Source organism: Rhizobium sp. NXC24 (assembly GCF_002944315.1).
Lineage (GTDB): Bacteria > Pseudomonadota > Alphaproteobacteria > Rhizobiales > Rhizobiaceae > Rhizobium.
On record NZ_CP024313.1, the window covers coordinates 201,444 to 224,411 of the forward strand.

The 22,968-nt window shown below is 56.9% G+C and carries 19 protein-coding genes; 16 read left to right on the top strand and 3 right to left on the bottom strand.

From position 1 onward, the window contains the following. Window positions 1–177 precede the first annotated feature (177 nt). From NXC24_RS22735 to NXC24_RS22745, 3 genes are all read left to right on the top strand, one after another. Window positions 178–750 carry a nuclear transport factor 2 family protein gene (locus NXC24_RS22735; protein WP_104825713.1) on the top strand — a complete coding sequence of 191 codons (573 nt, stop codon included), beginning with the start codon at window positions 178–180 and terminating at the stop codon, window positions 748–750. A 115-nt stretch (window positions 751–865) separates the two neighbouring features. Beyond that, window positions 866–2,368, top strand: a complete 1,503-nt coding sequence (locus NXC24_RS22740) for an SDR family oxidoreductase (protein WP_104825714.1) — start codon at window positions 866–868, stop codon at window positions 2,366–2,368. Between the two features lie 244 nt (window positions 2,369–2,612). Then, a complete protein-coding gene (locus NXC24_RS22745; RefSeq protein WP_104825715.1) occupies window positions 2,613–3,674 on the top strand; it encodes an LLM class flavin-dependent oxidoreductase in 1,062 nt (353 codons plus the stop codon). A gap of 174 nt (window positions 3,675–3,848) precedes the next feature. Here NXC24_RS22745 and NXC24_RS22750 read toward each other — a convergent pair whose 3' ends face one another. After that, window positions 3,849–4,397: a hypothetical protein gene (locus NXC24_RS22750; RefSeq protein WP_104825716.1), complete on the bottom strand. Its 549-nt coding sequence runs from the start codon at window positions 4,395–4,397 to the stop codon at window positions 3,849–3,851. 1,034 nt (window positions 4,398–5,431) lie between these two features. Between NXC24_RS22750 and NXC24_RS22755 the strand changes: the two genes are divergently transcribed. Then, window positions 5,432–7,513 carry a prolyl oligopeptidase family serine peptidase gene (locus NXC24_RS22755; protein WP_104825717.1) on the top strand — a complete coding sequence of 694 codons (2,082 nt, stop codon included), beginning with the start codon at window positions 5,432–5,434 and terminating at the stop codon, window positions 7,511–7,513. Window positions 7,514–7,689: 176 nt separating this feature from the next. On the opposite strand, the gene NXC24_RS22760 is transcribed toward NXC24_RS22755, so the two are convergent. Further along, on the bottom strand, window positions 7,690–8,655 hold the full coding sequence (locus NXC24_RS22760) for a hypothetical protein (protein ID WP_104825718.1): 966 nt from the start codon (window positions 8,653–8,655) through the stop codon (window positions 7,690–7,692). Window positions 8,656–9,651: 996 nt separating this feature from the next. Between NXC24_RS22760 and NXC24_RS22770 the strand changes: the two genes are divergently transcribed. From NXC24_RS22770 to NXC24_RS22825, 12 genes are all read left to right on the top strand, one after another. Then, window positions 9,652–10,626, top strand: coding sequence for a LysR family transcriptional regulator (locus tag NXC24_RS22770; protein ID WP_104825720.1), 975 nt, complete (start codon window positions 9,652–9,654; stop codon window positions 10,624–10,626). Window positions 10,627–11,221: 595 nt separating this feature from the next. Next, the gene (gene nifH / locus NXC24_RS22775) at window positions 11,222–12,115 is read left to right on the top strand and encodes a nitrogenase iron protein (protein WP_104825721.1); all 894 of its coding nucleotides are present in this window, start codon (window positions 11,222–11,224) and stop codon (window positions 12,113–12,115) included. 103 nt (window positions 12,116–12,218) lie between these two features. Next, entirely contained in the window at window positions 12,219–13,721 is a 1,503-nt protein-coding gene (nifD, locus tag NXC24_RS22780; protein ID WP_104825722.1) for a nitrogenase molybdenum-iron protein alpha chain, read from the top strand. 125 nt (window positions 13,722–13,846) lie between these two features. After that, window positions 13,847–15,388: a nitrogenase molybdenum-iron protein subunit beta gene (gene nifK / locus NXC24_RS22785; RefSeq protein ID WP_104825723.1), complete on the top strand. Its 1,542-nt coding sequence runs from the start codon at window positions 13,847–13,849 to the stop codon at window positions 15,386–15,388. Between the two features lie 112 nt (window positions 15,389–15,500). After that, on the top strand, window positions 15,501–16,946 hold the full coding sequence (gene nifE / locus NXC24_RS22790; RefSeq protein WP_245464064.1) for a nitrogenase iron-molybdenum cofactor biosynthesis protein NifE: 1,446 nt from the start codon (window positions 15,501–15,503) through the stop codon (window positions 16,944–16,946). Next, window positions 16,946–18,337: a nitrogenase iron-molybdenum cofactor biosynthesis protein NifN gene (gene nifN, locus NXC24_RS22795; protein WP_104825725.1), complete on the top strand. Its 1,392-nt coding sequence runs from the start codon at window positions 16,946–16,948 to the stop codon at window positions 18,335–18,337. The genes nifE and nifN overlap by 1 nt, the downstream gene beginning before the upstream one ends. After that, complete coding sequence (gene nifX / locus NXC24_RS22800) at window positions 18,303–18,803, top strand: nitrogen fixation protein NifX (RefSeq protein WP_104825726.1); 501 nt, start codon at window positions 18,303–18,305, stop codon at window positions 18,801–18,803. The genes nifN and nifX overlap by 35 nt, the downstream gene beginning before the upstream one ends. A gap of 12 nt (window positions 18,804–18,815) precedes the next feature. Then, the gene (locus NXC24_RS22805) at window positions 18,816–19,304 is read left to right on the top strand and encodes a NifX-associated nitrogen fixation protein (RefSeq protein ID WP_104825727.1); all 489 of its coding nucleotides are present in this window, start codon (window positions 18,816–18,818) and stop codon (window positions 19,302–19,304) included. Between the two features lie 24 nt (window positions 19,305–19,328). Beyond that, complete coding sequence (locus NXC24_RS22810; protein WP_104825728.1) at window positions 19,329–19,532, top strand: CCE_0567 family metalloprotein; 204 nt, start codon at window positions 19,329–19,331, stop codon at window positions 19,530–19,532. Continuing rightward, a complete protein-coding gene (gene fdxB / locus NXC24_RS22815; protein ID WP_104825729.1) occupies window positions 19,529–19,858 on the top strand; it encodes a ferredoxin III, nif-specific in 330 nt (109 codons plus the stop codon). Before NXC24_RS22810 ends, fdxB begins: the two co-directional genes overlap by 4 nt. A 54-nt stretch (window positions 19,859–19,912) precedes the next feature. Further along, window positions 19,913–20,137 carry an exopolysaccharide production repressor protein gene (locus NXC24_RS35840; RefSeq protein ID WP_281060695.1) on the top strand — a complete coding sequence of 75 codons (225 nt, stop codon included), beginning with the start codon at window positions 19,913–19,915 and terminating at the stop codon, window positions 20,135–20,137. A 363-nt stretch (window positions 20,138–20,500) separates the two neighbouring features. Further along, the gene (locus tag NXC24_RS22825) at window positions 20,501–21,514 is read left to right on the top strand and encodes a 1-aminocyclopropane-1-carboxylate deaminase (RefSeq protein WP_104825731.1); all 1,014 of its coding nucleotides are present in this window, start codon (window positions 20,501–20,503) and stop codon (window positions 21,512–21,514) included. A gap of 290 nt (window positions 21,515–21,804) precedes the next feature. On the opposite strand, the gene NXC24_RS22830 is transcribed toward NXC24_RS22825, so the two are convergent. Then, complete coding sequence (locus NXC24_RS22830) at window positions 21,805–22,518, bottom strand: winged helix-turn-helix domain-containing protein (RefSeq protein WP_104825732.1); 714 nt, start codon at window positions 22,516–22,518, stop codon at window positions 21,805–21,807. Window positions 22,519–22,968 lie beyond the last annotated feature (450 nt).

The following is a 22,968-nucleotide window of genomic DNA, read 5'->3' on the forward strand; positions in this document are numbered from 1 at the left end:
TGGATGTCGAACCAAACGACGGTTTGATAGATGGGAAGCATATTGGCGGGCCGCGCCGTGCCAGGTGCAAAATGCAGCATCCCCTCGATGGTCCGCCGGCTACGAACATCCTGGCGTCGTTGCCAGGTCACTTAATACACGAGTGCCTCTCCCCATCTTGGAATTAGCGACAAAGCGATGTGCCACGAACAAATTACCGAATTACTTGATCGTGAGGCGATCCGTAATTGTCTTTATCGATATTGTCGCGGGATAGATCGGGCAGACGAGGCGGCGCTGCGCAGTGCGTACTGGCCGGACGCGCATGACAGTCACGGCGCTTATTCCGGCTCGGCAGAGGGATTCATAGAATTCGCGCGGGGTGTCTTCAAGACCGAACCGCGCAACATCCATCAGATTACGAATGTTCTGATCGAGTTCATCGACCCGGCGGAGGCTGCCGTCGAGAGTTACTTCACTGCGCTGCAACACGGACCGGACGGGGAAAGGACAATACGTCAGGTGCTGTTGTGCGGCCGCTATTGCGATCTGTTTCAGAAAAGGGAAGGTGAGTGGCGCATTGCCGAGCGGACCGTCGTCTACGATTGGTTCGAGGAACAGCCCGCGCCAGTGACCTCCGAGATGGAGCGTTTCGGTCTCCGGCAGCCGATCGGGGCATCGTATCCGGTCGATCCGGTCTATGCGCTCTTGAACCGTCGTTTTCTTCAGAAACGTGAAGATGCGATGCACATGGCGAAAACGCCTCGGTGATGAGTGGTTTCAGATCTTCGACGGCGGAGCGGACCACGCGACCTTTATGTCTACTGCCATGTCGGCGTGTTTGTCCGGAAAATAAAGGTCCGTGAAACGGTCAGGAGAATTCCTCATGAAAAAGCAACGTGTCGTCATCATTACCGGCGCTGCAGGCGGGATCGGCCGAGCACTCGTCGACGCTCATCTCGCTGTCGGGGACATAGTTGTTGCCGCGGACCTTCCGGACAGCGGCGTGCTTGAACTGGCACGTGATTTCGGCGCAGCGAATCTCGGGCTTGAATTCGATGTCTCACGGGAAGAGGACATCCTTGCCCTTTATGCGCGAATCGACGCGCAGTTCGACCACATCGACGTTCTTGTCAATAATGCGGCGATTGGGCCCAGCATAGCCGCGACCACCGAGACCCCCATCGACGACTTTAGACGCGCGTTGGCAGTAAACCTGATCGGCCCCTTCCTCATGGCTCGCGAAGCGGCGCGGCGGATGCAGCCCGGTGCTGCGATTATTAACGTCGCCTCGATGTCGGGGATAATTAGCAATCCAAAACGCAACGCCTACGCGGCTTCGAAAGCGGGCCTTATCTCGGTTACGAAATCACTTGCCTGCGAGTTGACTTCGCTTGGCATCCGCGTGATGGCAGTGGCGCCTGGCTATGTGCGAACGCGGATGGTCGCGCAATTGCAGCGCGATGGCCATGCGAACTTTGAGGCGGTGCGCAGCCGTATCCCAATAGGTCGCATGGCGCGACCGGACGAAATTGCACGAGCCGTACGGTTTCTCGCCAGCCCGGATGCGCATTATATCAACGGCACGGTGCTGACAATTGATGGGGGATGGATGTCGTTCAACCAGCCCGGCGAAGCGCACCCGCGAGTAAGCGAAACACCACCAGCCGAGCTTTCCCGTCCGCCACAATCAACCAGTAAGCGGATCGTCCTCGTCACGGGCGGCGCGACCAGCATAGGTGCGGCCGTTGCTCGCCGCTTTGCAGCAAACGGCGATACCGTCGTAATTGCCGACATGAACGGCGCCGCAGCGGCGAAGCTCGCGAAATCCCTCGGCGGCGAGCACATTGGAAAGCCCGTGGACATCTCAAGCGAAATGGAGGTGGTAGCACTGTTCGACCATTTGCGGGAGCGGTTCGGGCGGCTTGAGATCCTCGTCAACAGTGCCGCTTGGCCTGATAGTTGCAAGTCGGGAGTTGAGCAAACGCCTGCCGAGATCGCGCGCGTCATTGATGTCAACCTGACCGGGGCCTTCACCTGCGCGCGTGAGGCTATCAAAATGATGCGACCCAACGGGGTAATACTGAATATTGGATCAATCAACCGCTACCTGACGATTGCCCAGCGCCATGCGTATGGCGCATCAAAAGCGGGATTAGAAATGCTGACCCGCTGCATGGCGGCCGAACTCGGGCCGGTTGGCATTCGGACTGCGACGATTGCTCTTGGCTTCATTCACACACCTGATAGCGCACAGACCGCGATCAGCCGCCGCAACCCAGCCCTTAGCGGGGGGCAGTTCGAAGGCGTGGCAAACGCAGCGTTCTTCCTAGCTTCGCCAGATGCTTCATACATCAACGGTTCGACCCTCTACGTCGGCGACGGCTGAACTTCGGCAATATCGCATTTCCCAAGATCAAAAACATTCACGGGAGATCGAAAAGGACACTGTGTGCCAAACGGCATGCGGAGCGTCATCGAATTTGACAGTTTTGTGAGCGCTTGCGGCCGGCGAACGGCAAGCCATTTTGTCTCGAAACCCCGAAATCCGAAAAAGGCGGATTGGATCCGAGGCCACGAACACGTGCCTGCTGGCCATTCGCTAATCGGCCCAATGTTAATGAGGAAACATTATGGAATTCGCGACTTTCATCCTTGCCTCTCAGCGGGGCTATCATCAATCGGCCGACAGAATCATCAACAACTCAATCGAACTGGCAGTCCTTTCAGAGCAAGCTGGCTTCAACACCGCGTGGTTTGCCGAACACCACTTCAACAACTATAGCCTCGTTCCATCGCCCTTGATGATGGTGGCCCATTGCGCCGGCCGGACGAACTCCATCCGCCTCGGGACTGGTGTTTGCGTGTTGCCACTTTATCAACCGCAGCGTCTGCTTTCCGAGATAGGTTTCGCCGATGTCGTTTCGAGTGGTCGCCTGGAGCTTGGCATCGGCTCTGGATATCAGCAGTTTGAATTTGACCGCTTCGGTGTCGACATCGATGAGGCGCCCGCCGTTTGTTCGGAATATCTGGACGTCCTTCTTAAAGGTCTCAAGCAAAAGATTTTTGAGCACAATGGCCAATATATAAAGGTACCACTGACGGCGATTTCGGTGCGGACTATCCAGAAGCCAACCCCCCCCATCTGGATCGCTACGGCGTCCGGATACAACATGGGCCGGGCTTATCGGGAAGGACATAATCTTTTCGTCACAGCATTCCACGATGGCTTGGGCGCTTTGAGAAAGCTTCGCGAAAGCATCGAGAACGCAGCGCTCTCAAAAGGTAAGGATGCCGCGGACGCCAAAATATCGCTGTTGCGTTGTTGCTATGCCAGCGACAACGAAACGGAGATCAACAGCTATCTCGACAACGCCCGTTTTCAGCGTCGGCTGTCGGAGGCGCTTCATCAGCGCCGCCAACAAAGTGAGGACGGCTATCTGCTGCAGGAAACCCCGACCAAGCAGGACCTGTCGTTTCAGACTATGCGCGACAATCTGCCAATCGGCAGTGTGAATCGGGTGATCGATCGCCTGCTCGAAGAGATCAGTGTGCTGAAGCCCTCCCAGATCGCCATTCACTGCCAATTGGGCGATTTCGATCATCAGGCGATGCTGCGGCAAATCGAACTCTGGGGGGACAAGATCATCCCGGCTGTCAACAAGTCGGTCGCTCATGCGCCCGTGCCGACCTGATAACTGCGTTCCGGGATGACGGAGCAATTTTTGATGATGAGCCGTTCAGATCTGACTGAAGTCGTCTCGCTTCACGGCGAGCGGCCCTCGCTACCGATACGGACCTCTGGCCTGAAGAGGCGGCGATTTAGACTTTGGCGAACTCGTCACAATCAATGGCAGTAGTGACCATCATCAGTCATTCAGACTGAGTGTCTCGAAGTGAAATGGGCCGCGCACCCCGGCGGAAAAACGCTCGGCTGCGTTAAGAGCCATCTCTAACCTTTCGCGGGGCGGTGAGCTTGACGATGCAAAAAGCGCGCCCAGTGCTATTTGCTGACCACATCCACAGGCGTCAAAGCCATCGACCGGCTCAACAACCTGGTAATCATCGTCAATTCTGAAAAGCCTTCCGGCATAGCCGACGAGGAAGGTGCCGCCGCGCTCGACTTCGTTTTGCCTCCGTGCGTAGCCACCATCTTTCAGGCACTGGCGAAGCGCGTCGACGAAATCCGTTACCATGAAAGCATAGACGTCCGTTTCAGGATCTCTTCTGGGCGGCTTGAGGGAATGTGCCAATAGCTGGCCCATTCTGAACGAAGAGGTAAACCCGAAGAGAAAGTCCTGGTTGCGGAAAACTTTGCGATCGGCTCGGAGGGTAAGCGAATAGCCGGCCGCCACACCAGCGCTATCGCCCCCGATGTGAACAGATCCGCCGCTGATCAAACCGACAATGCATGTCATCCGCCACCGCTCCTCCTGTGGGCTCATTTTGTTCAAATCCAATGTCGCCACTGGCAGCCGACCATGCTTTGTCGACTTTGCTGCCCCAAGCTTAACTAGCAAACAGCTTGCCAAACAGCGCCTCGGCTACTGTCAATCGTGTGACAGCTTCCCGCCGGTCTTGCCGCTTTCTGATCAATTGGCGCGATTACCAGGTCTGTGATGAACCGGCACGCGCTCGCCTGAAACCTCAATAAGTCTTCGCGTTGTTGTTTGATCACGGGGACGATGTCGGGTTTGTTCCGTCCGCGACACCGATGTGTTCGGCCAGCCGGCGCATCCATGCCTGAACCGTTGGATAGCGGGTCATTTCGCGCTCTTTGCGCAGCTGGCATGGCTTTTGAAGTTGCGTTTCCAGGAGGTGGCAGGAACGATCGACCTATGACGACATCGATCCGATAGAATGGAGGAGAAGGGCATCATGCCAAGTTTGGCGCAGATCCGCATTCAGCCCGAAAGGACCGTTGCCCGCTTGGGCATCGGTACGCTCGATTACTCGCGTTGGCGGCGTTCTCATAGTTACTCGGCGCCGAGCAATAGTCGCCAATGAACCCCCGCTGGGATTTCAATGAACATTGCTATCGGACTTTCGCATTCGCCGAATAAGACTCGCGCGGATGCGGCGGTGACAGCCCTTCTGGCGCTAAATTGCGGACCGCCCCTTTCTTTCCGGTTTCCTGCGGAGCTGAGTGGAGGCCCAAGTTCTGTGCGGGGTTTCCGCGAGCCTGGACCGAGCCGTCTGACGATTGCTCGGTTTGCGGAGATCATCGCCCAGCGGCCACGGAGCAGTAACGATTTCTGGCAGGGGCCAAAATCCATTAGGCTAAAACGGCCGCTTATTGCCTCGTGTTTCTCACCTTCAGAGGGGCTCGGCAACACAAAGCCAGGCAAGGACAATATCATCGGTTCTCCGGATAGATCGTCCGGCCACCGCCATTACAGACTTACCACTTCCCCGCACCACGGAGTTCTTCCCGACTAGGAGTTTTTCGCACATGACTGGTATCGATGCTCGCCCGACATTGAATGCCCCCGATGACGACCCGTATCTCTGGCTCGAAGACATAGATGGAGAGAAGGCCTTGATTTGGGTCACAGAGCAATCGGCGCGAACGCTGGCGCGCTTTGGCGGGTCGGGGTTCGAAGAAGACCGCGACACGCTCGCAGGCATTTTCGACCGCCCTGACAAGATTGCGTGGATCACACGCCGGGACCGACACCTCTATAATTTCTGGCGAGATGCCGAAAACCCGAAAGGTGTGTGGCGCAGAACAACTCTCGCCGCCTACATGACGGCGGACCCGGAGTGGGAGATCGTTCTAGATTTGGATGCCCTCGCCAAGACCGAGGGGAAGGACTGGATATGGGACGGTGCCTCGATCGAACCGGGAAGATGCGAAAGAGCCGTCCTTCGCCTGTCGCTGGGTGGCAGCGACGCGGTCGTGCATCGCGAGTACGATCTAACCACGCGAAGCCTCGTCGCCGACGGCTTCAATCTACCGGAGGCCAAAGGAAATATTGCCTGGCTCAATCATGACACTCTTTTGCTTTCCATCGCTCTCGGCGATGGCATGGCCACGCGCTCCGGCTATGCGCGCACAGTGCGGTTATGGACGCGCGGTGCGGATCCGCTCGCCGCGCCGGTTATCTTCGAGGCGAGGCCCGACTCTATCCTCGTGTTCGGCTATCTGGATCGTACCGCCGCAAGCGAACGGGTTTGCTTCATCGAGCGGACATTTTTCGATACAATCGGGTGGATCGGCGACAGGAGCGGTCCGAAGACTAAGATTGATCTTCCTCGAGATGCTAGCTGGAACGTCTTCGGTGATTGGCTGGCTGTGAAGTTGCGTGACGCATGGACGGTCGGAGGGACGACCTATGCGGCTGACGCGCTGATCGGCATCTCCCTGTCCTCGTTCATCGCCGGTGCGCGCCGCTTTGCTACGCTATTTGAACCGGGCGAAAGGTGCGCCCTGCAGTCCTTCTTCTGGAATGACGGAAAGCTCGTGGTATCCCTCCTCGATAATCTCGTGCCGCGCTTCGAGATGTTCACGCCCGGACGACAGAAATGGACACATCAAACCTTGGACACCATGCCCGCTGCGACGACTGTTCGAGCCTGGCCGTTAGATGCGGAAGTTCACGAGAGCAATGGTGAAGTCCTCGTCTCGGCTGAAGATCCAATGACACCGCCGCAGCTTCTCTTGTTCAATCTTAACGGGGCGCCGCGGCTCGGCGCCCCCGTCGTCCTGAAACGTGATCCAGACAAATTCGATGCATCCGGATTGCTGGTCACGCGTCATGAGGCAGCTTCGACGGATGGTGAAATGATCCCCTATACACAGGTCGGGCCGGCGATGGGAAATGGAAATGCGCCGGTCCATCTCACCGCCTATGGCGGTTACGGCAAATCGGTTCTGCCCAAATACAACTCCGCGGTAGGCAAGCTGTGGCTGGAACCCGGCGGCACGAGCGTGGTGGCCAACATCCGCGGCGGAGGCGAGTTCGGTACACGCTGGCACGAGGCTGGACGAAGGGCGGGCAGACGTCTTGCCCATGACGATTTCGCCGCCGTGGCCGCCGACCTTGTGCGCCGGGGTGTCACGCGTCCGGGACGGATCGCTGCCCAGGGCGGTTCAAACGGCGGGCTCCTGATCGCCAACATGCTAACTCGATATCCGGAGCGTTTCGGCGCGCTCTTTTGCATAGTTCCAGTTCTCGATCTGCGTCGTTACACGAAGCTCCTTGCGGGTGCGAGCTGGATTGAGGAAAAGGGGGATCCCGACAAGCCTGCGGATTGGGCTTTTCTCAGTCAAATGTCTGCCTATCACACGGCCGAAGCGGGGCAGTTCTACCCGCCTATCCTGCTCGCGACCCGAAGACGGGACGACCGCGTCCATCCGGGGCACGCACGTAAGATGGCTGCAAAGCTGCAAGCACTCGGCTGCCCCGCCTACTTCTACGAAGCTGAGGTCGGTGGTCATGACACCAGCGCGGACAATCGCAATCGGGCAGCCTTCCTCGCCTTGGGTTACAGTTTCCTTCGCGATGCCATCGGTTTTTCGGAACGTCTGTGACTTGTTGAGGAAAGCAGCCGATCGACTTGTCCCTCCATCATAAGCGGCATCATCGACCATTAAGTTGCGGCAACTGCATGGTCGAAGAGGGTCCGCTAGAAATGACAGTCGGAGTGCATTCCAACAGGCGTAAGCGGTCTGCCAGAACTTGGATCCGCGCCGGAACGGTTGCTCGTCTAGCGAAGAACCGGCTCTCCATGGAAACGGCGTTTTGATGGTTTTGAGACGCCAAAACCGACCTCCATCATGAGCCGCGGCCTCTGCTTTGCCAAGGTTCCCATATGAAAGCCGAAAGGATCCTCGACGAAACCTGAACCCGCTTTGCCGGTCAAAGTGATGGCATTTTCTTCGCCATAGAAATCCAGCACCTCGTGCGCCGGATGGCCGACGAGCAGCGTCAATTGATGCTTCAAGCGCCGACGGTTGTGGCTGCCGCGCACGTAGACATGCGGACCGGAATTGGCATCGACGTCGGAGAGATAAAAGAAAAACTTCAGCATCCGCCAATCATCGAGATCGAAGTGAAACTTGAAGGAAGCGCGGCTCAGATCCGCATCCGAGGCATTTTTCGTCGGAAAGCTCCACCACGTCCGCGTGGTGATCAATCTGGCATTGCCGCCGAGATAATGCCTTGCCACGTCGAGAAGCAGCGGATCTTGCTGAACGGCAACGACGGCATCACATCTCAAAGCTCGTTCGTAATGGTGGCCACTTAGTATCGTCCGGCCAAACCACCGCTCGGCTTCGGCATGGTCGCTGGCCAAGAAGTCAAACCTTCGGTCGAAATTGCCGAAGCAAGGAGTCTCATGTCCAAAACGGGCAATTTCCTCGTGGATTGCGGCTGGAAGGTTCAAACCGGAAAAAAGGCCCGTTCTTCTCAATTCGTCCGCGATCGCCTCTGCCCTGAGATCGCCAAACATCGAGGGCTTGCCACTTTCCTGCCGCGACGCTGGTCTTGCGCTCAGCCAATGTGCCTTGCGGAACGGCATTGTACGTGCCAGCAGGAACATTGGTAGCCAAGCCGGATTCTCCCGCATATCCGTGAGATAGGTCGGAATTCGGGACGCGATCCGGCGAAGTACCCCACCGTTGCGCGCGATGGCCTCGAGGTCCTTCGGGTTGGAGTTTGCGGGACTAAGCATTCGATGGCCTTTCATGGATGATGGAAGTTCCTCCTGTGGGCAGAACCTGCACTCTAGTCTCGACAGAGCGTGTTCCTGTTGATGCTACGAAATCCAGTGACGAATCGACGGAATGTGCAAAGGCGGTATGCTCTCGCACGCCGCCTTTGCTGATCTTATCCAGGGAGGATCGTTCAAGGGAATGTGTCGTTGCTCCCTTTATGGAACCCAAATTTCGGCTCGGTCGGACCTAGCCAAATGAACGGAAATCGGGAGCACCGACTTTGATTGCATGACTGAACATCAATTTCCCTAAAGTTTGTTCGGCGAATACGATCAAAGCCGGGGACATAGGGACCTTACTCCAATTCCCCACAGGTTTGGCAAATCTATTGTTTAGATGTGGCTTATTTACGACATGGATAAATCAAGACATAACTTTACAAGTTCAGGGACTTAGACCTATTCATGATGCCGATCGCAAGCGGGATTTGGTAGGGCATCTTCCTGTTGAAGACTCCCCACGGGAGTTCAGATCGCCAATAGTTTGGGGTGGGGGTTAAGCAGATCCTAATGCGCGCAGGCAGTAACCACCTCCTTCGCGAGACGTTTTGTTGCACGGCAGTTGGAATGTTCTTAACGGCACCTGTTCGCCACGTTCGCTCAAGTATTCGAACCAAGCGATTGCTTTTGCCGCGAGGACGTGAGCGGAGGCCCTTATGCCGAGCTCCTGGGTTGGCTCGAAATTTTGTCCGATACCACGCATCGATGCGCGGAAGTTCCATGTCTTGTCGTCTCACGACCGACCCCAAGGAGGTTGCCCGGTTAAGAGATTTGCCAAGGCGCGCAACGAGAGCAGACCGCAAAGATCCCGAACACCATTTTATGCGACCCTTCGGGCGATCCAATACAAATGTGCACTCGATTTACTTGATTTTGGTCAACTTGTATTCTTTCAATAGGCACGATGATCGATGGCGTGTATGGCACACCTCCACGCCGTGGATGAAGGAAAACATGCGCTTTAAAGGTCTTGATCTAAATCTCCTTGTCGTGCTCGACGCCCTCATGACCGAGCGCAACCTCACAGCAGCGGCACGAAGCATCAATCTGAGCCAGCCCGCAATGAGCGCGGCCGTCGCCCGGCTGCGAACGTATTTCAGCGACGATCTCTTTACGATGGTGGGCCGTGAACTTGTCCCAACGCCACGTGCCGAAAGGCTCGCCGTGGCGGTCCGGGAGGCTTTGCTGTATATCCAGCTCTCCGTTATTACCTGGGAGCCGTTCGACCCGGCTCATTCGGATCGCTGCTTCAAGATCATCCTATCCGACTACGTCACACTCGTGTTTCTTGAAAAGGTCGTCGAGCGTATGGCGCAGGAAGCTCCTGCCATCAGCTTCGAGTTTCTACCTGTTTCAGACGACTTCGATGAGCTCATCCAGCGCGGCGACGTCGACTTTCTCATTATGCCTGAAGTGTTCATGTCGAAGCATCCTCATGCTGCACTGTTCGACGATATATTCGTGTGCGTAGGGTGCAGTACGAACAAGCAGCTAACAGAGCCGTTCACGTTCGAGCAATACATGTCGATGGGTCATGTTGCGGTCAGATTTGGAAGTAGCCGCAGGCCTGCCATTGACGAGTGGTATTTGCGCGAGCGTGGTTTCAAGCGACGTATCGAGGTTGTGGTGCAATCCTTTAGCATGATACCGCCCATGCTGGCGGGTACCGACCGCATTGGGACGATGCCTTTGCGGCTGGCGCAGCACTGCGCGAAAACGACGCCCCTGCGCATCATGGAGCTTCCGCTTCCGATCGCCACACTAACAGAAGCCCTCCAATGGCCGGCCCTCCACAATAGCGATGCGGCAAGCCTCTGGATGCGGGAGACATTGATGCGGGAGGCAGCCCGGATGGTTTCGCCGCCGGCTGCGGAGCGTCCAGATGCTCCGACAATGAAGCCCACTCGTGCGAAAGTTTACGCCGGATGAAATGTCCGCCTCGCCTGTTGCGGTTCCGATGCATTTAAACTTTCCAAGCCATTAGGCATGCGAGCCTACCCGCGACCGGCCAGCAGAAATATTGTCCAGCTCACCTGGATCCCCGCGCTTACCGCTGCGAAAAGCGCAAGTGCCAAATCTCGTATCAGTTTCGTGTGTGTCGCGCCGCATGGATATACCGCTTTCGATCCTGGGGCGTGATGCGGCGCAACATGCAGTTTGGGTCTCCGCTGGTTTGGCTGAGGCAGAATCGGGTGCTTCGCCATTGGCGTGATTCGATGTTGGATTGTCTTCAATTTTAAAAGTTCCTTGGCCCTGCTGTTGGTCTTTGCCAACCTGCGGCACCCTCCGATCGTCAGACTTTATCAGTTTACTGCGACACCTTGCGTCCGATTTGTCGGGCCCGCGACAAAGGCTTGTCCAGTTGGAGCATATGTCTGACGCGGCTAAATAGCTGAAAAACAATCAAGAGAGTTTCCCTTCAAGTCGGCTGCCAACTTGGCACGCGTTTTGAACCGCTTCTTGGCGGGCGGCGCGAGCTGCCGACCGTACTCCGCGATGGATGGAACGAAAGAAGGAAGGCAACATGTCAGATTTGCGTCAAATCGCATTCTACGGCAAAGGGGGCATCGGCAAGTCCACCACCTCACAAAATACGCTCGCAGCCCTCGTCGATCTCGGGCAGAAGATCCTGATCGTCGGCTGCGATCCCAAAGCCGACTCCACCCGCCTGATCCTGAACTCGAAGGCGCAGGACACCGTGCTGCATCTAGCGGCACAAGAAGGTTCGGTGGAAGATCTCGAACTCGAGGACGTGCTCAAAATCGGCTATAAGGGCATCAAGTGCGTGGAGTCCGGCGGCCCAGAGCCGGGTGTTGGTTGCGCCGGCCGCGGCGTCATCACCTCCATCAACTTCCTTGAGGAAAACGGCGCCTACGACAATGTCGACTATGTCTCCTATGACGTGCTCGGCGACGTCGTGTGCGGCGGCTTCGCCATGCCGATCCGCGAGAACAAGGCCCAGGAAATCTATATCGTCATGTCCGGCGAGATGATGGCGCTTTACGCGGCAAACAACATCGCTAAGGGCATCCTGAAATATGCCCATGCAGGCGGCGTGCGGCTCGGTGGTCTGATCTGCAACGAGCGCCAGACAGACCGAGAGGTCGACCTCGCCGAGGCCCTCGCGTCTAGGCTCAATTCCAAGCTCATCCATTTCGTGCCGCGCGACAACATCGTCCAACACGCCGAGCTCAGGAAAATGACGGTCATCCAGTATGCGCCGGATTCCAAACAGGCCGGAGAATATCGCACCCTGGCTGAGAAGATCCACGCCAATTCGGGTCAAGGGACCGTCCCAACCCCGATCACCATGGAAGAGCTCGAGGACATGCTGCTCGACTTCGGCATCATGAAGACCGACGAGCAGATGCTTGCGGAACTCCAGGCCAAGGAATCGAAGGTGGCGGCCGCCCAATAACCGCCGCTTTCGACGGACGCGCCGGCCCTTGACCCGGCGCGTCCTTCCTCAGAACGCGCCTCAGCGCGAGGCGTCATCCGAACCTTAAAAGAGGGCAGGCCCTATGAGCCTCGACTACGAGAAAAACGGCGCTTTGCATGAAAAGCTTATTGCGGACGTGCTGTCGCAATATCCGGACAAGGCGGCGAAGCGCCGCAACAAGCACCTCAGCGTTGCAACGGGCGCAGACGCGACCGACAAGGAGGAGGACGTCCTTTCCGAATGCAGCGTCAAATCGAATATCAAATCCATTCCGGGCGTGATGACCATCCGCGGCTGCGCCTATGCCGGCTCCAAAGGTGTCGTGTGGGGGCCGATCAAGGATATGGTCCACATCTCCCACGGACCGGTTGGTTGCGGCCAATATTCTTGGTCGCAGCGTCGCAATTATTATGTCGGCACCACAGGGATCGACACCTTCGTGACGATGCAGTTCACCTCCGACTTTCAGGAAAAAGACATCGTTTTCGGCGGCGACAAGAGGTTGGACAAGATCATCGATGAGATCGAGGAATTATTCCCACTGAACAAAGGCGTCAGCATCCAATCCGAATGCCCGATCGGTCTTATAGGCGATGACATCGAGGCCGTGTCGCGCAAGAAGGCGAAGGAATACGAAAAGACGATCGTGCCGGTGCGCTGCGAAGGTTTCCGCGGCGTATCGCAATCGCTCGGCCATCATATTGCCAACGATTCCATCCGTGACTGGGTTTTCGATAAAACGGATGTCGAGTTCGAGGCGGGTCCTTACGACATCAACGTCGTCGGCGATTACAATATCGGCGGCGATGCGTGGGCCACGCGCATCCTCCTGGAGGAGATGGGGTTGCGCGTGGTCGGCAATTGGTCGGGAGACGCCACGCTTGCCGAAGTGGAACGGGCGCCGAAGGCCAAGCTCAACCTCATCCACTGCTACCGGTCGATGAACTACATCTGCCGGCACATGGAGGAAAAGTACGGCATTCCATGGATGGAATACAATTTCTTTGGTCCCTCGCAGATCGAAGCCTCTCTGCGCAAGCTTGCCAAGCATTTCGGGCCCGAAATCGAGGAAAAGACCGAAAAAGTCATCGCCAAGTACCGACCTTTGGTCGACGCCGTCATCGCCAAATACCGGCCACGCCTCGAAGGCAAGACGGTGATGCTCTACGTCGGCGGTTTGCGCCCCCGTCACGTGGTCACGGCCTACGAGGATCTCGGCATGGAGATCGTCGGCACCGGTTACGAGTTCGCCCACAACGACGACTATCAGCGCACCGGCCATTACGTGAAAAAAGGCACGCTCATCTACGACGACGTGACCGGTTATGAACTGGAAAAGTTCATCGAGGGGATCCGTCCCGATCTCGTTGGCTCCGGGATCAAGGAAAAGTACCCGGTGCAGAAGATGGGCATTCCGTTCCGCCAGATGCATTCGTGGGATTACTCCGGTCCGTATCACGGCTACGACGGCTTTGCCATCTTTGCCAAAGACATGGACCTCGCCATCAACAATCCAGTCTGGGATCTCTACGACGCCCCCTGGAAGAAAAAGGTCGCGCCGGCTGAGGCGGTTGCGGCCGAATGAGGGCCTGGCCTGTCTTGGAGCAGGGGCAGGCTAGGCTCTCGCCGCGGACTTGATCCGCAAATCTCAAACATCTCGACGTTCTTTGCCGCCACCCGTGCGGCACGATGAAAAGAAAGGCGATTACCATGCCGCAGTCGGCGGAAAAAATTCTCGACCACGCGCCCCTGTTCCGCGAGCCGGAATACAGGCGAATGCTTGCCGAAAAGAAGCTGAATTTCGAATGTCCGCACCCGGACCAGGTCGTTGCCGATCAAAGCGAATACACCAAGACCTGGGAATACAGGGAGAAAAATCTCGCCCGCGAAGCCCTCGTGATAAATCCCGCCAAAGCCTGCCAGCCGCTCGGCGCAGTGTTTGCGGCCGCGGGCTTTGAGCGGACCATGTCCTTCGTGCATGGTAGCCAGGGCTGCGTTGCCTATTACAGATCGCACCTTTCGCGACATTTCAAGGAGCCTTCGTCGGCGGTTTCTTCCTCGATGACTGAGGACGCGGCGGTATTCGGCGGACTGAAGAACATGGTCGACGGGCTCGCCAATACCTATGCGCTTTACGACCCGTCGATGATTGCCGTCTCGACCACCTGCATGGCGGAGGTTATCGGTGACGATTTGCACGGCTTTATCGAAAACGCCAAGAACGAAGGCTCGGTCCCTTCCGACTTGGATGTTCCTTTCGCCCACACACCCGCTTTCGTCGGCAGCCACGTCGATGGCTATGACGGCATGGTCAAGGGCATCCTGGAGCACTTTTGGAAGGGCAGGGAGCGCAAGCAACCAAACGGCACCATCAACATCATCCCGGGATTCGACGGCTTCTGCGTCGGCAACAACCGCGAGCTCAAGCGCCTGCTGAACCTCATGGGCGTATCGTATACGCTCATCCAGGACGCCTCCGACCAGTTCGATACTCCCTCGGACGGCATGTATCGCATGTATGATGGCGGCACCACGATCGGAGACGTCAAAGAAGCTCTTGGCGCCGAAGCGACACTGTCGCTGCAGCACTACAACACCCGCAAGACGCTGGAATATTGCAAAGAGCTCGGACAGCCGACGGCTTCCTTCCATTATCCCCTTGGCGTCAAAGCGACCGACGAATTGCTGGTGAAAATCTCGGAGATTTCCGGCAAGGAAATCCCTTCGGCGATCGCACTCGAGCGTGGGCGCCTCGTCGACGCCATGGCAGACAGTCAAGCCTGGCTGCACGGAAAGAAATACGCGATCTACGGCGATCCAGATTTTGTCTATGCGGTGGCCCGGTTCGTGATGGAAACCGGCGGCGAGCCGACACATTGTCTCGCGACCAACGGCACATCTGCCTGGGAAAGCGAAATGAAGGCATTGCTTGCATCCTCGCCGTTCGGAAAGGATGCCAAGGTCTGGGCGGGCAAGGACCTCTGGGCACTGCGCTCACTGCTCTTCACCGAACCGGTGGACCTCCTGATCGGCAATTCCTATGGCAAATATCTGGAGCGCGACACCGGCACGCCGCTGATCCGCCTGACGTTTCCGATTTTCGACCGGCACCATCATCATCGCTTCCCACTGATGGGCTACCAAGGCGGACTGCGTGTCTTAACGACAATCCTCGATACGATCTTCGACAAACTTGACCGCGAGACGAGCCAAACAGGTGTCACGGACTATTCCTATGACCTCACACGCTAACGGCAAACGCTCGGCTCCGCCGCCGAGCGTCTTTCAATCGACATCCAAGACCGGCGCAAGCCGCTTGCTCGATGCCAGGATCCAGGACGTCTTCGAGGAGCCCGCTTGCGAGATGAACCGGGGCAAAGATGCCAACGTGCGCAAGAAGGGTTGTTCCAAGCCGCTCACTCCGGGGGCGGCAGCCGGCGGCTGCGCGTTCGACGGGGCAAAGATCGTGCTGCAGCCGATCACCGACGTTGCGCATCTGATTCATGCCCCGCTCGCCTGCGAAGGCAATTCCTGGGATAACCGTGGTACGGCTTCGTCCGGCCCTACGCTCTGGCGCACGAGCTTCACCACCGATCTCACGGAACTCGACGTGGTGATGGGTCACGGCGAGCGGAAGCTTTTCAAAGCGATCCGCGAGATCAAGGAAACCTACGCGCCGCCGGCGATCTTTGTCTATTCGACGTGCGTTACGGCGCTGATCGGCGACGACATTGAAGCCGTCTGCAAGCGTGCTGCGGAAAAATTCGGCTTGCCGGTGGTGCCGGTCAATGCGCCCGGCTTTTCCGGCTCCAAGAATCTTGGAAACAAGCTCGCCGGCGAGGCGCTGCTCGATCATGTCATCGGCACGGTGGAGCCGGACGATGCCGGTCCTTACGACATCAATATTCTCGGCGAATTCAATCTTTCCGGCGAGTTCTGGCTGGTAAAGCCGCTTCTTGACCGGCTTGGCATCCGCGTACGCGCCTGCATCCCCGGTGACGCACGCTATCGTGACATCGCCTCCGCCCATCGTGCCCGGGCAGCGATGATGGTGTGCTCGACCGCACTCATAAATCTTGCCCGCAAAATGGAGGAACTCTGGGATATTCCGTTCTTCGAAGGGTCCTTCTACGGCATCACCGACACGTCGCAATCGCTGCGGCAGATCGCTGAGCTGCTCGTCACGAAGGGTGCCGATCCGGAAATTCTTGAGCGCACCGAAGCACTGATCACAGAGCAGGAGGCGATTGCATGGAAAAAGCTCGCGGCATACCGGGCGCGGCTTCAAGGCAAGCGCGTGCTGCTTAATACCGGAGGCGTGAAGGCATGGTCGATTGCCCACGCGCTGATGGAGATCGGCGTCGAAATTGTCGGCACCTCGACCAAGAAATCGACCGCCGAAGACAAGGAGCGCATCAAGGAAATTCTGAAGGAGGATCACCGCATGTTCGAATCGATGGGACCGCGCGAGATGTACGACATTCTCGCAGAACACAAAGCCGACATCATGCTGTCTGGTGGGCGTACGCAATATGTCGCGCTGAAGGCAAAAACGCCTTGGCTTGATATCAACCAGGAGCGCCATCATCCCTATGCCGGCTATGCCGGTATGGTGGAGCTCGTTCGCCAGATCGATCTTGCTATCCACAACCCGATCTGGAGTGAGGTGCGGGAGCCGGCACCATGGGACGCCCAGCCCGCAATGAAGGAAGAACTGCAAAACACGCAAAGCGAGACCGAGACCTTCCCCGCCTCACAGATCCCGTCGGCGCCTCCGCCGGCGGCTTCCGCAGGTAGTGAGGAAAGCTGATGGCCTGCATTCTCCCGCAGACCAAGTCGGCGGCGGTCAATCCGCTGAAATCGTCGCAGCCCCTCGGTGCCGCTCTAGCCTATCTTGGCGTCGATGGTGCGATACCGCTGTTCCACGGCAGCCAAGGTTGTACCAGCTTCGCGCTCGTGCTCTTCGTGCGCCATTTCAAGGAGGCGATTCCTCTGCAGACAACCGCGATGGACGCCGTCGCGACGATCCTCGGCGGCGCCGGCAATCTGGAAGAGGCGCTCCTTAATGTTAAAAAACGCGCAAAACCGAAGCTGATCGGGATCTGCACGACGGCGCTGGTGGAAACCCGCGGCGAAAATTTCGAGGGCGATCTTGTCAATATCAAGCTGGAGCGTGCCGAAGAGCTAGCAGGTACCGAGGTCGTGCTAGCGAGCACACCGGATTTCGACGGCGCGATCGAGGAGGGTTGGGCAAAGGCTGTCACCTCCATAATCGAAGGCATTACGACCCCAGGCGGTCGGCCCCGCGATCTGAAGAAGATTGCGATCCTGCCCGGTTGGCACCTGACAGTCGCCGATATTGAACTTCTGCGCGAAACGGTCGAAAGCTTTGGTCTGAAGCCCGTGATCCTGCCCGACGTCTCTGGCTCGCTCGACGGCACGGTTCCTGACGACCGTTGGGTGCCGACTACCTATGGCGGCACGAAAGTCGAGGAAATCCGCGAACTTGGCACCTGCTTCCAGGCGGTTGCGATTGGCGAGCATATGCGCACGGCCGCCGTGGCACTGCAGGCGAAGACCGGCGTGCCTTATGTCCTCTTCGAGCAGCTTGTCGGCTTAAGGGCAATCGACCGTTTCATGACCATGCTGGCGATGATCGCCGGCAATCCCGTGCCGGCCTCGGTGCGGCGGCGGCGCGCGCAATTGCAGGACGCACTCCTCGACGGCCATTTTCATTTCGGCGGCAAGCGCATTGCGATTGCCGCGGAGCCGGATCATCTCTTTCAACTTGCGACGTTCTTCAAGGGTATGGGCGCTGAAATCGTCGCCGCCGTTTCGACCACCGGCACAAGCAGCATTCTGCAGAAGGTGCCGGCCGACGCAGTTCAGGTCGGCGACCTTTCCGATCTCGAAACCATGGCGCGTCACGCTGGCGGTGACTTGATCGTGACCCATTCCCATGGCCGTCAGGCTGCTGAGCGGCTTGGCATTCCGCTGATGAGGGTCGGCTTTCCGATCTTTGACCGGCTGGGCAGCCAGCATAAGAAAACCATCCTCTATGAGGGCGCGCGCAACTTCCTGTTCGAGGCCGCCAACATTTTTCAGTCGCACTGCCGCCGGCCGAGCCCCGAAGCGCTCAATCCTTTGCAAGACATGGAGGCAAAAAATGACGGCCGTCAGACGTCTTTCACTCGTCACTGACGAGGGGCCAGCCCCTGCGCCAGAGTGCCCGAAGGGAGTTCTGCGCGTTGCGATCGCGACACAGGACCTGAAGAGGCTGAATGCGCATTTCGGGTCTGCCAAGCTTTTTGCTGTCTATGACGTCACTCCGACCAGTTGGGAAATCGTCGAAGCCGTCGATTTTGGTGAAGCAACAGACGAAAGCGGCAAGCACACGAACGACGGCGGCACTGATCGCATCACGATGAGGGTCGAGGCGTTGAAGGGATGCCACCTGCTGTTCTGCCTGGCGATCGGCGGCCCCTCCGCCGCGAAAGTCGTCTCGGCAAAAATCCATCCGATCAAGGTGCCGGAGCCATCGTCCATCGAAGAGGTGCTGACGCGCGCCCAGACCATGCTAAAAACTGCCCCGCCGCCATGGCTGCGCAAGGTGCTTGCAGACGCCGGCATGGGTCTCGCCAAGCCGTTCTTCGACGACGAAGATTAAAGGAGATCGGCGATGACTTCGCCCAGCAACCTTGCGAATACACTCGCAGATGATGATAGCGACGCTATGGCAACCCCGTTCATGAGGCGCTTGGTTCGCGTGGTGAGGGCGCAGGATACTCATGGGTCGTGGGACGGAAAGTCGGACACTGACCTAGTTGCCGATTTCATTGTGACGAAGGAGCAGCGCCGGCAGATGCCAATCATCGGCGATCCCGATCCGGACGTGATATGGAGGCTTCAAATCTTTTACACCTGCGTCGGGCTGGAAATCGAGGAAAACTCCGGCCTCGTCGCCTCCTCGATCGTGACGATGAACCCGGAGGGCTTCGGGCGAGTGGTTCTGACGACAGGGCGTTTGGTCGTTTTGTCAAAAACGCTCCGAGACGTCCATCGGTTCGGCTTTGAGACGCTTCGCAAACTCACCGAGGCCGGCACAAAATTGGTCGATGATGCTGTCATCGCCATAAAAGCCTACCCCGATGTGGCGCGGGCGCCATGAAATCAGTTTTTAAGGAAAGATATAATGTCAGACATTGTGGAGCAGCTTCAGAAGGTCCGTAAATTACAGTCACGAGCGGCAACTGCGAAAATGGAGTTACACGACCTTGCCGAGGACCTCCCGGTCAACTGGCCCAAGATCAAGACGATCGCAGAAAAAACGTTCGACGCGTTCGCCGAATTGAATGCGGCAAAGAAACAGCTTGCCGCCTTGGAGGATTCACGATGACCGGGACTTTTGTTACCCGTGACGGATCCACCTGGGTGCCGGAGTATCTGACCGCTATCGATGGCAAAACTTGCATCGGCTGCGGCCGCTGCTTCAAGGTCTGCTCGCGCGATGTCATGCATCTTTACGGCGCCAATGAAGCGGGTGAAATCCTCGGCATCTGCGATGACGAAGACGACGACTTCGATGGCGAACTCAATCGTATGATCATGGTTGTGGACGAAGCAGGGGGCTGTATCGGCTGCGGCGCCTGCGCCCGCGTCTGCCCGAAGAACTGTCAGATTCATATAGCGGCTGACAAGCTCGCTTCATGTGCTGGCGTATAAACCCGGAGAACGACTGTGCCTTTTGCAATTTTCTGTCGCCTCCTGCAACTAGTCATGTGCTTCAGCCTTCTAGGCGCTTACTTCGTTTCACATTCCATCCGCAGAGCAATGGTCACGACGGTGGATATTTGGCTCCTTCTTCAGTTGGCCTATTTCGCAAGCGTGCTCTTCCTGATCTGGCGGGCCAGTTGCGCTTTAAAGAGGAGCCGGCGGGTCTTGCGTTTTGATGATCTCGAGGAAATGCGCTACCGGCCAGAGCATTGCGAAAAGAAAGACTGAACTAGTCCGATGTCCTCCAGCTTGGCTGGATGGTGCGGTTTGCTGCCCTTGAAGGCCGGGAATAGATCAGTTGTGAGCCTCGGGCTGCTTGGATGAGACATTGATCATCGAGCATGACGTTATTGGAGCAACTACACGACATGACCGTCAGCGATGGCTTCTACCGTGTTGCAACCCAAAGAGTTTATTGCTGTTCGGTCGCGTTGACGTTTGTGCGGAGAGGATCGGGCCGGGAGTTGCGTCGTCTCGATGATCAATGCAGGCGAGGGGACAATGCGATTGTTTCGAACGTAGGAGAGCGCCGCCAATAGCTTAAGGATCGTGCATAGCTGACTTGGATCTAAGGCCGCATTTGGAGAAAAAATGCTGAGAAATTTTGAACGATATCCCCTTACCTTCGGCCCCACGCCTATCGAAAAGCTTCACCGCCTCAGTGAGTATCTAGGAGGCAAGGTGGAGATCTACGCCAAGCGCGAGGACTGCAACTCGGGTCTGGCGTTCGGCGGCAACAAGCTCCGCAAACTCGAGTACATCATTCCAGACGCGATCGCGTCCAATGCCGATACGCTTGTTTCCATTGGTGGCGTGCAGTCCAACCATACCCGTATGGTCGCCGCGGTTGCCGCTAAAATCGGCATGAAATGCCTTCTCGTGCAGGAGGATTGGGTACCATATGAGGACGCTGTATACGATCGCGTCGGCAATATTCTTCTGAGCCGGATCATGGGAGCGGAGGTGCGGCTAGTCGATGACGGCTTCGATATCGGCATCCGCAGCAGTTGGGAACGGGCGCTCGACGACGTCAAGCAAAAGGGCGGCAGACCCTATGCGATTCCAGCCGGTGCGTCTGTCCATAAATATGGCGGTCTCGGCTATGTGGGTTTTGCCGAGGAAGTGCGCGCGCAGGAAAAACAGCTTGGTTTTGCCTTTGACTATATCGTGGTTTGCACCGTTACTGGTTCGACACAAGCCGGCATGGTCGTCGGGTTCGCCAAGGATGGGCGACAGCGCAACGTAATCGGTATCGATGGTTCGGCAACCCCCCTCCAGGCCAAGTCGCAGGTGCTCGATATTGTCCAGCATACCGCAAAGCTCGTCGAGCTCGGAAGGGAAATTACCCCCGATGATGTGGTATTGCTCGCCGACTACGCGCACCCTCGTTATGGCATTCCTTCCGAACAAACAAAGGAGGCCATCCGCCTTTGCGCGGGGCTGGAAGGCATAATCACTGATCCCGTCTACGAGGGTAAATCAATGCAAGGGATGATAGATCTCATCAGCAAAGGCTTCTTTTCAGAAGGATCTAGAATCCTTTACGTGCATCTCGGCGGCTCGCCGGCAATCAATGCTTATAGCTACACGTTTCGCAACGGCTGATTCCAAAAGAGCCTCCATGGATGCCCTGGACTTTTAAGGTTCCGCGGATGCGCCAATAAGCAATAGTACTGCGGACGACAACCTTTTTCCAATCTCAGCAACATGAAAATTCGCCCCTATCAGCGACATTGGCATACGTTGGCGATCAAAAAATCCTCGCCTGAAAACGCTGAATATCAAGCGCTGTTTTAATTATAATGCCTACTCTATTGGGTGCGCCTATTTTGACTGATCAAGACGCAGCCAAATGGGCGCCGCTTACACGGCCTGCCTTCAGGCCGATCCCGCAATTACGAATCCGGTTTCTCGGAAAGCGCGTAGCCGACAGATCTTATAGTCCGTATCAGATCGCGGTCGCTATCCCTATTTAGAGCCGCGCGCAAGTTACCGATGTGAACATCGATGGTGCGAGGCCCGATATGAACGGCATGCGGCCAAGCTGCATTCTTTAGTTCATCTCGCGAGTACGCCCGGTATGGGTTCCTCATAAAGTGCTCCAGCAGGCGGAACTGGGTTGGAGCTAGATGAATCGTCCGGCCGTTTCGGCGCACACGATGGGTGGCCACATCCAATTCAATGTCGTGAAAGGCAAGTAGTTCTTGATGGCTGGTAATGGAACTCCGACACGAGCCGGCCAAGATTCTGCCGATGCTCGTCAGCGTTATCTCTCGCGATCGGCTAACATGCTCATTGTCGTCGAAAGCGGCCGTGTCTTCTTGAGTTACTTCATCAGCAACCGCTGCAAACGCAATGATCGACATTGACCGCGCCCGACGAGAAAGACGCAGGCGAATACAGAGCGTCTGCGTCTCAATGTCAGGGAAATGCGTCCTAAGAAACACCACATCTGGCGTCGCCTCTTGGAAGTGTTTGGCGAGGGCATTCCCATGGCTGGTATTGATGTACTTACATGCGCATTCCAAGAACTGACCAGAGCAATCGTCTGGTGCAGTGATAAGCACCGCCGCTGAGTGGAAATCCCGATTAGTCTCGTTCTTCGACATCGCGTGAGATCCTTGATTGAAAGTTCGACCGACCTTCAGATTTTTTCGCCAACAAAGTTTTGCACTTATCTCCAAAATCCAGTTTGTAGAACTGCGGCTCACGCAGAAGCCTTCCATCACGGCGTGTCGGCGAATTGATCCTGGAGGGAGTTCACTCCTCAGTCGGCAATTTTGGGGATAACCATGCACACATCGTGCCAATGAAAAGATTGTTTTGAAACAGTGCCATGGTTCTAAAACTGAGCGCACATGTTTGAAGTCTCCGACTTGAGCGCTTTGTCGCTAAAGCAAAGATACTCCAACCGGATCTGTAGCCAGCGACCTTGCATTAACACGCGCTTTCGGTTCGTGAAGAAATGGATCTGTCAGCGGCAGAAAGACCAGCCACACACTCTTGACGCGGATCACCTGTTCGACCCTCTGATCTTGATGCTTCGCCGTCGCCGATGG

Bases quoted from the DNA above. Each gene is read 5' to 3' on its own strand.
- NXC24_RS22735 (WP_104825713.1), top strand. From the start codon at position 178: ATGTGCCACGAACAAATTACCGAATTACTTGATCGTGAGGCGATCCGT.
- NXC24_RS22740 (WP_104825714.1), top strand. From the start codon at position 866: ATGAAAAAGCAACGTGTCGTCATCATTACCGGCGCTGCAGGCGGGATC.
- NXC24_RS22745 (WP_104825715.1), top strand. From the start codon at position 2,613: ATGGAATTCGCGACTTTCATCCTTGCCTCTCAGCGGGGCTATCATCAA.
- NXC24_RS22750 (WP_104825716.1), bottom strand. From the start codon at position 4,397: ATGACATGCATTGTCGGTTTGATCAGCGGCGGATCTGTTCACATCGGG.
- NXC24_RS22755 (WP_104825717.1), top strand. From the start codon at position 5,432: ATGACTGGTATCGATGCTCGCCCGACATTGAATGCCCCCGATGACGAC.
- NXC24_RS22760 (WP_104825718.1), bottom strand. From the start codon at position 8,655: ATGCTTAGTCCCGCAAACTCCAACCCGAAGGACCTCGAGGCCATCGCG.
- NXC24_RS22770 (WP_104825720.1), top strand. From the start codon at position 9,652: ATGCGCTTTAAAGGTCTTGATCTAAATCTCCTTGTCGTGCTCGACGCC.
- nifH (WP_104825721.1), top strand. From the start codon at position 11,222: ATGTCAGATTTGCGTCAAATCGCATTCTACGGCAAAGGGGGCATCGGC.
- nifD (WP_104825722.1), top strand. From the start codon at position 12,219: ATGAGCCTCGACTACGAGAAAAACGGCGCTTTGCATGAAAAGCTTATT.
- nifK (WP_104825723.1), top strand. From the start codon at position 13,847: ATGCCGCAGTCGGCGGAAAAAATTCTCGACCACGCGCCCCTGTTCCGC.
- nifE (WP_245464064.1), top strand. From the start codon at position 15,501: ATGAACCGGGGCAAAGATGCCAACGTGCGCAAGAAGGGTTGTTCCAAG.
- nifN (WP_104825725.1), top strand. From the start codon at position 16,946: ATGGCCTGCATTCTCCCGCAGACCAAGTCGGCGGCGGTCAATCCGCTG.
- nifX (WP_104825726.1), top strand. From the start codon at position 18,303: ATGACGGCCGTCAGACGTCTTTCACTCGTCACTGACGAGGGGCCAGCC.
- NXC24_RS22805 (WP_104825727.1), top strand. From the start codon at position 18,816: ATGACTTCGCCCAGCAACCTTGCGAATACACTCGCAGATGATGATAGC.
- NXC24_RS22810 (WP_104825728.1), top strand. From the start codon at position 19,329: ATGTCAGACATTGTGGAGCAGCTTCAGAAGGTCCGTAAATTACAGTCA.
- fdxB (WP_104825729.1), top strand. From the start codon at position 19,529: ATGACCGGGACTTTTGTTACCCGTGACGGATCCACCTGGGTGCCGGAG.
- NXC24_RS35840 (WP_281060695.1), top strand. From the start codon at position 19,913: ATGTGCTTCAGCCTTCTAGGCGCTTACTTCGTTTCACATTCCATCCGC.
- NXC24_RS22825 (WP_104825731.1), top strand. From the start codon at position 20,501: ATGCTGAGAAATTTTGAACGATATCCCCTTACCTTCGGCCCCACGCCT.
- NXC24_RS22830 (WP_104825732.1), bottom strand. From the start codon at position 22,518: ATGTCGAAGAACGAGACTAATCGGGATTTCCACTCAGCGGCGGTGCTT.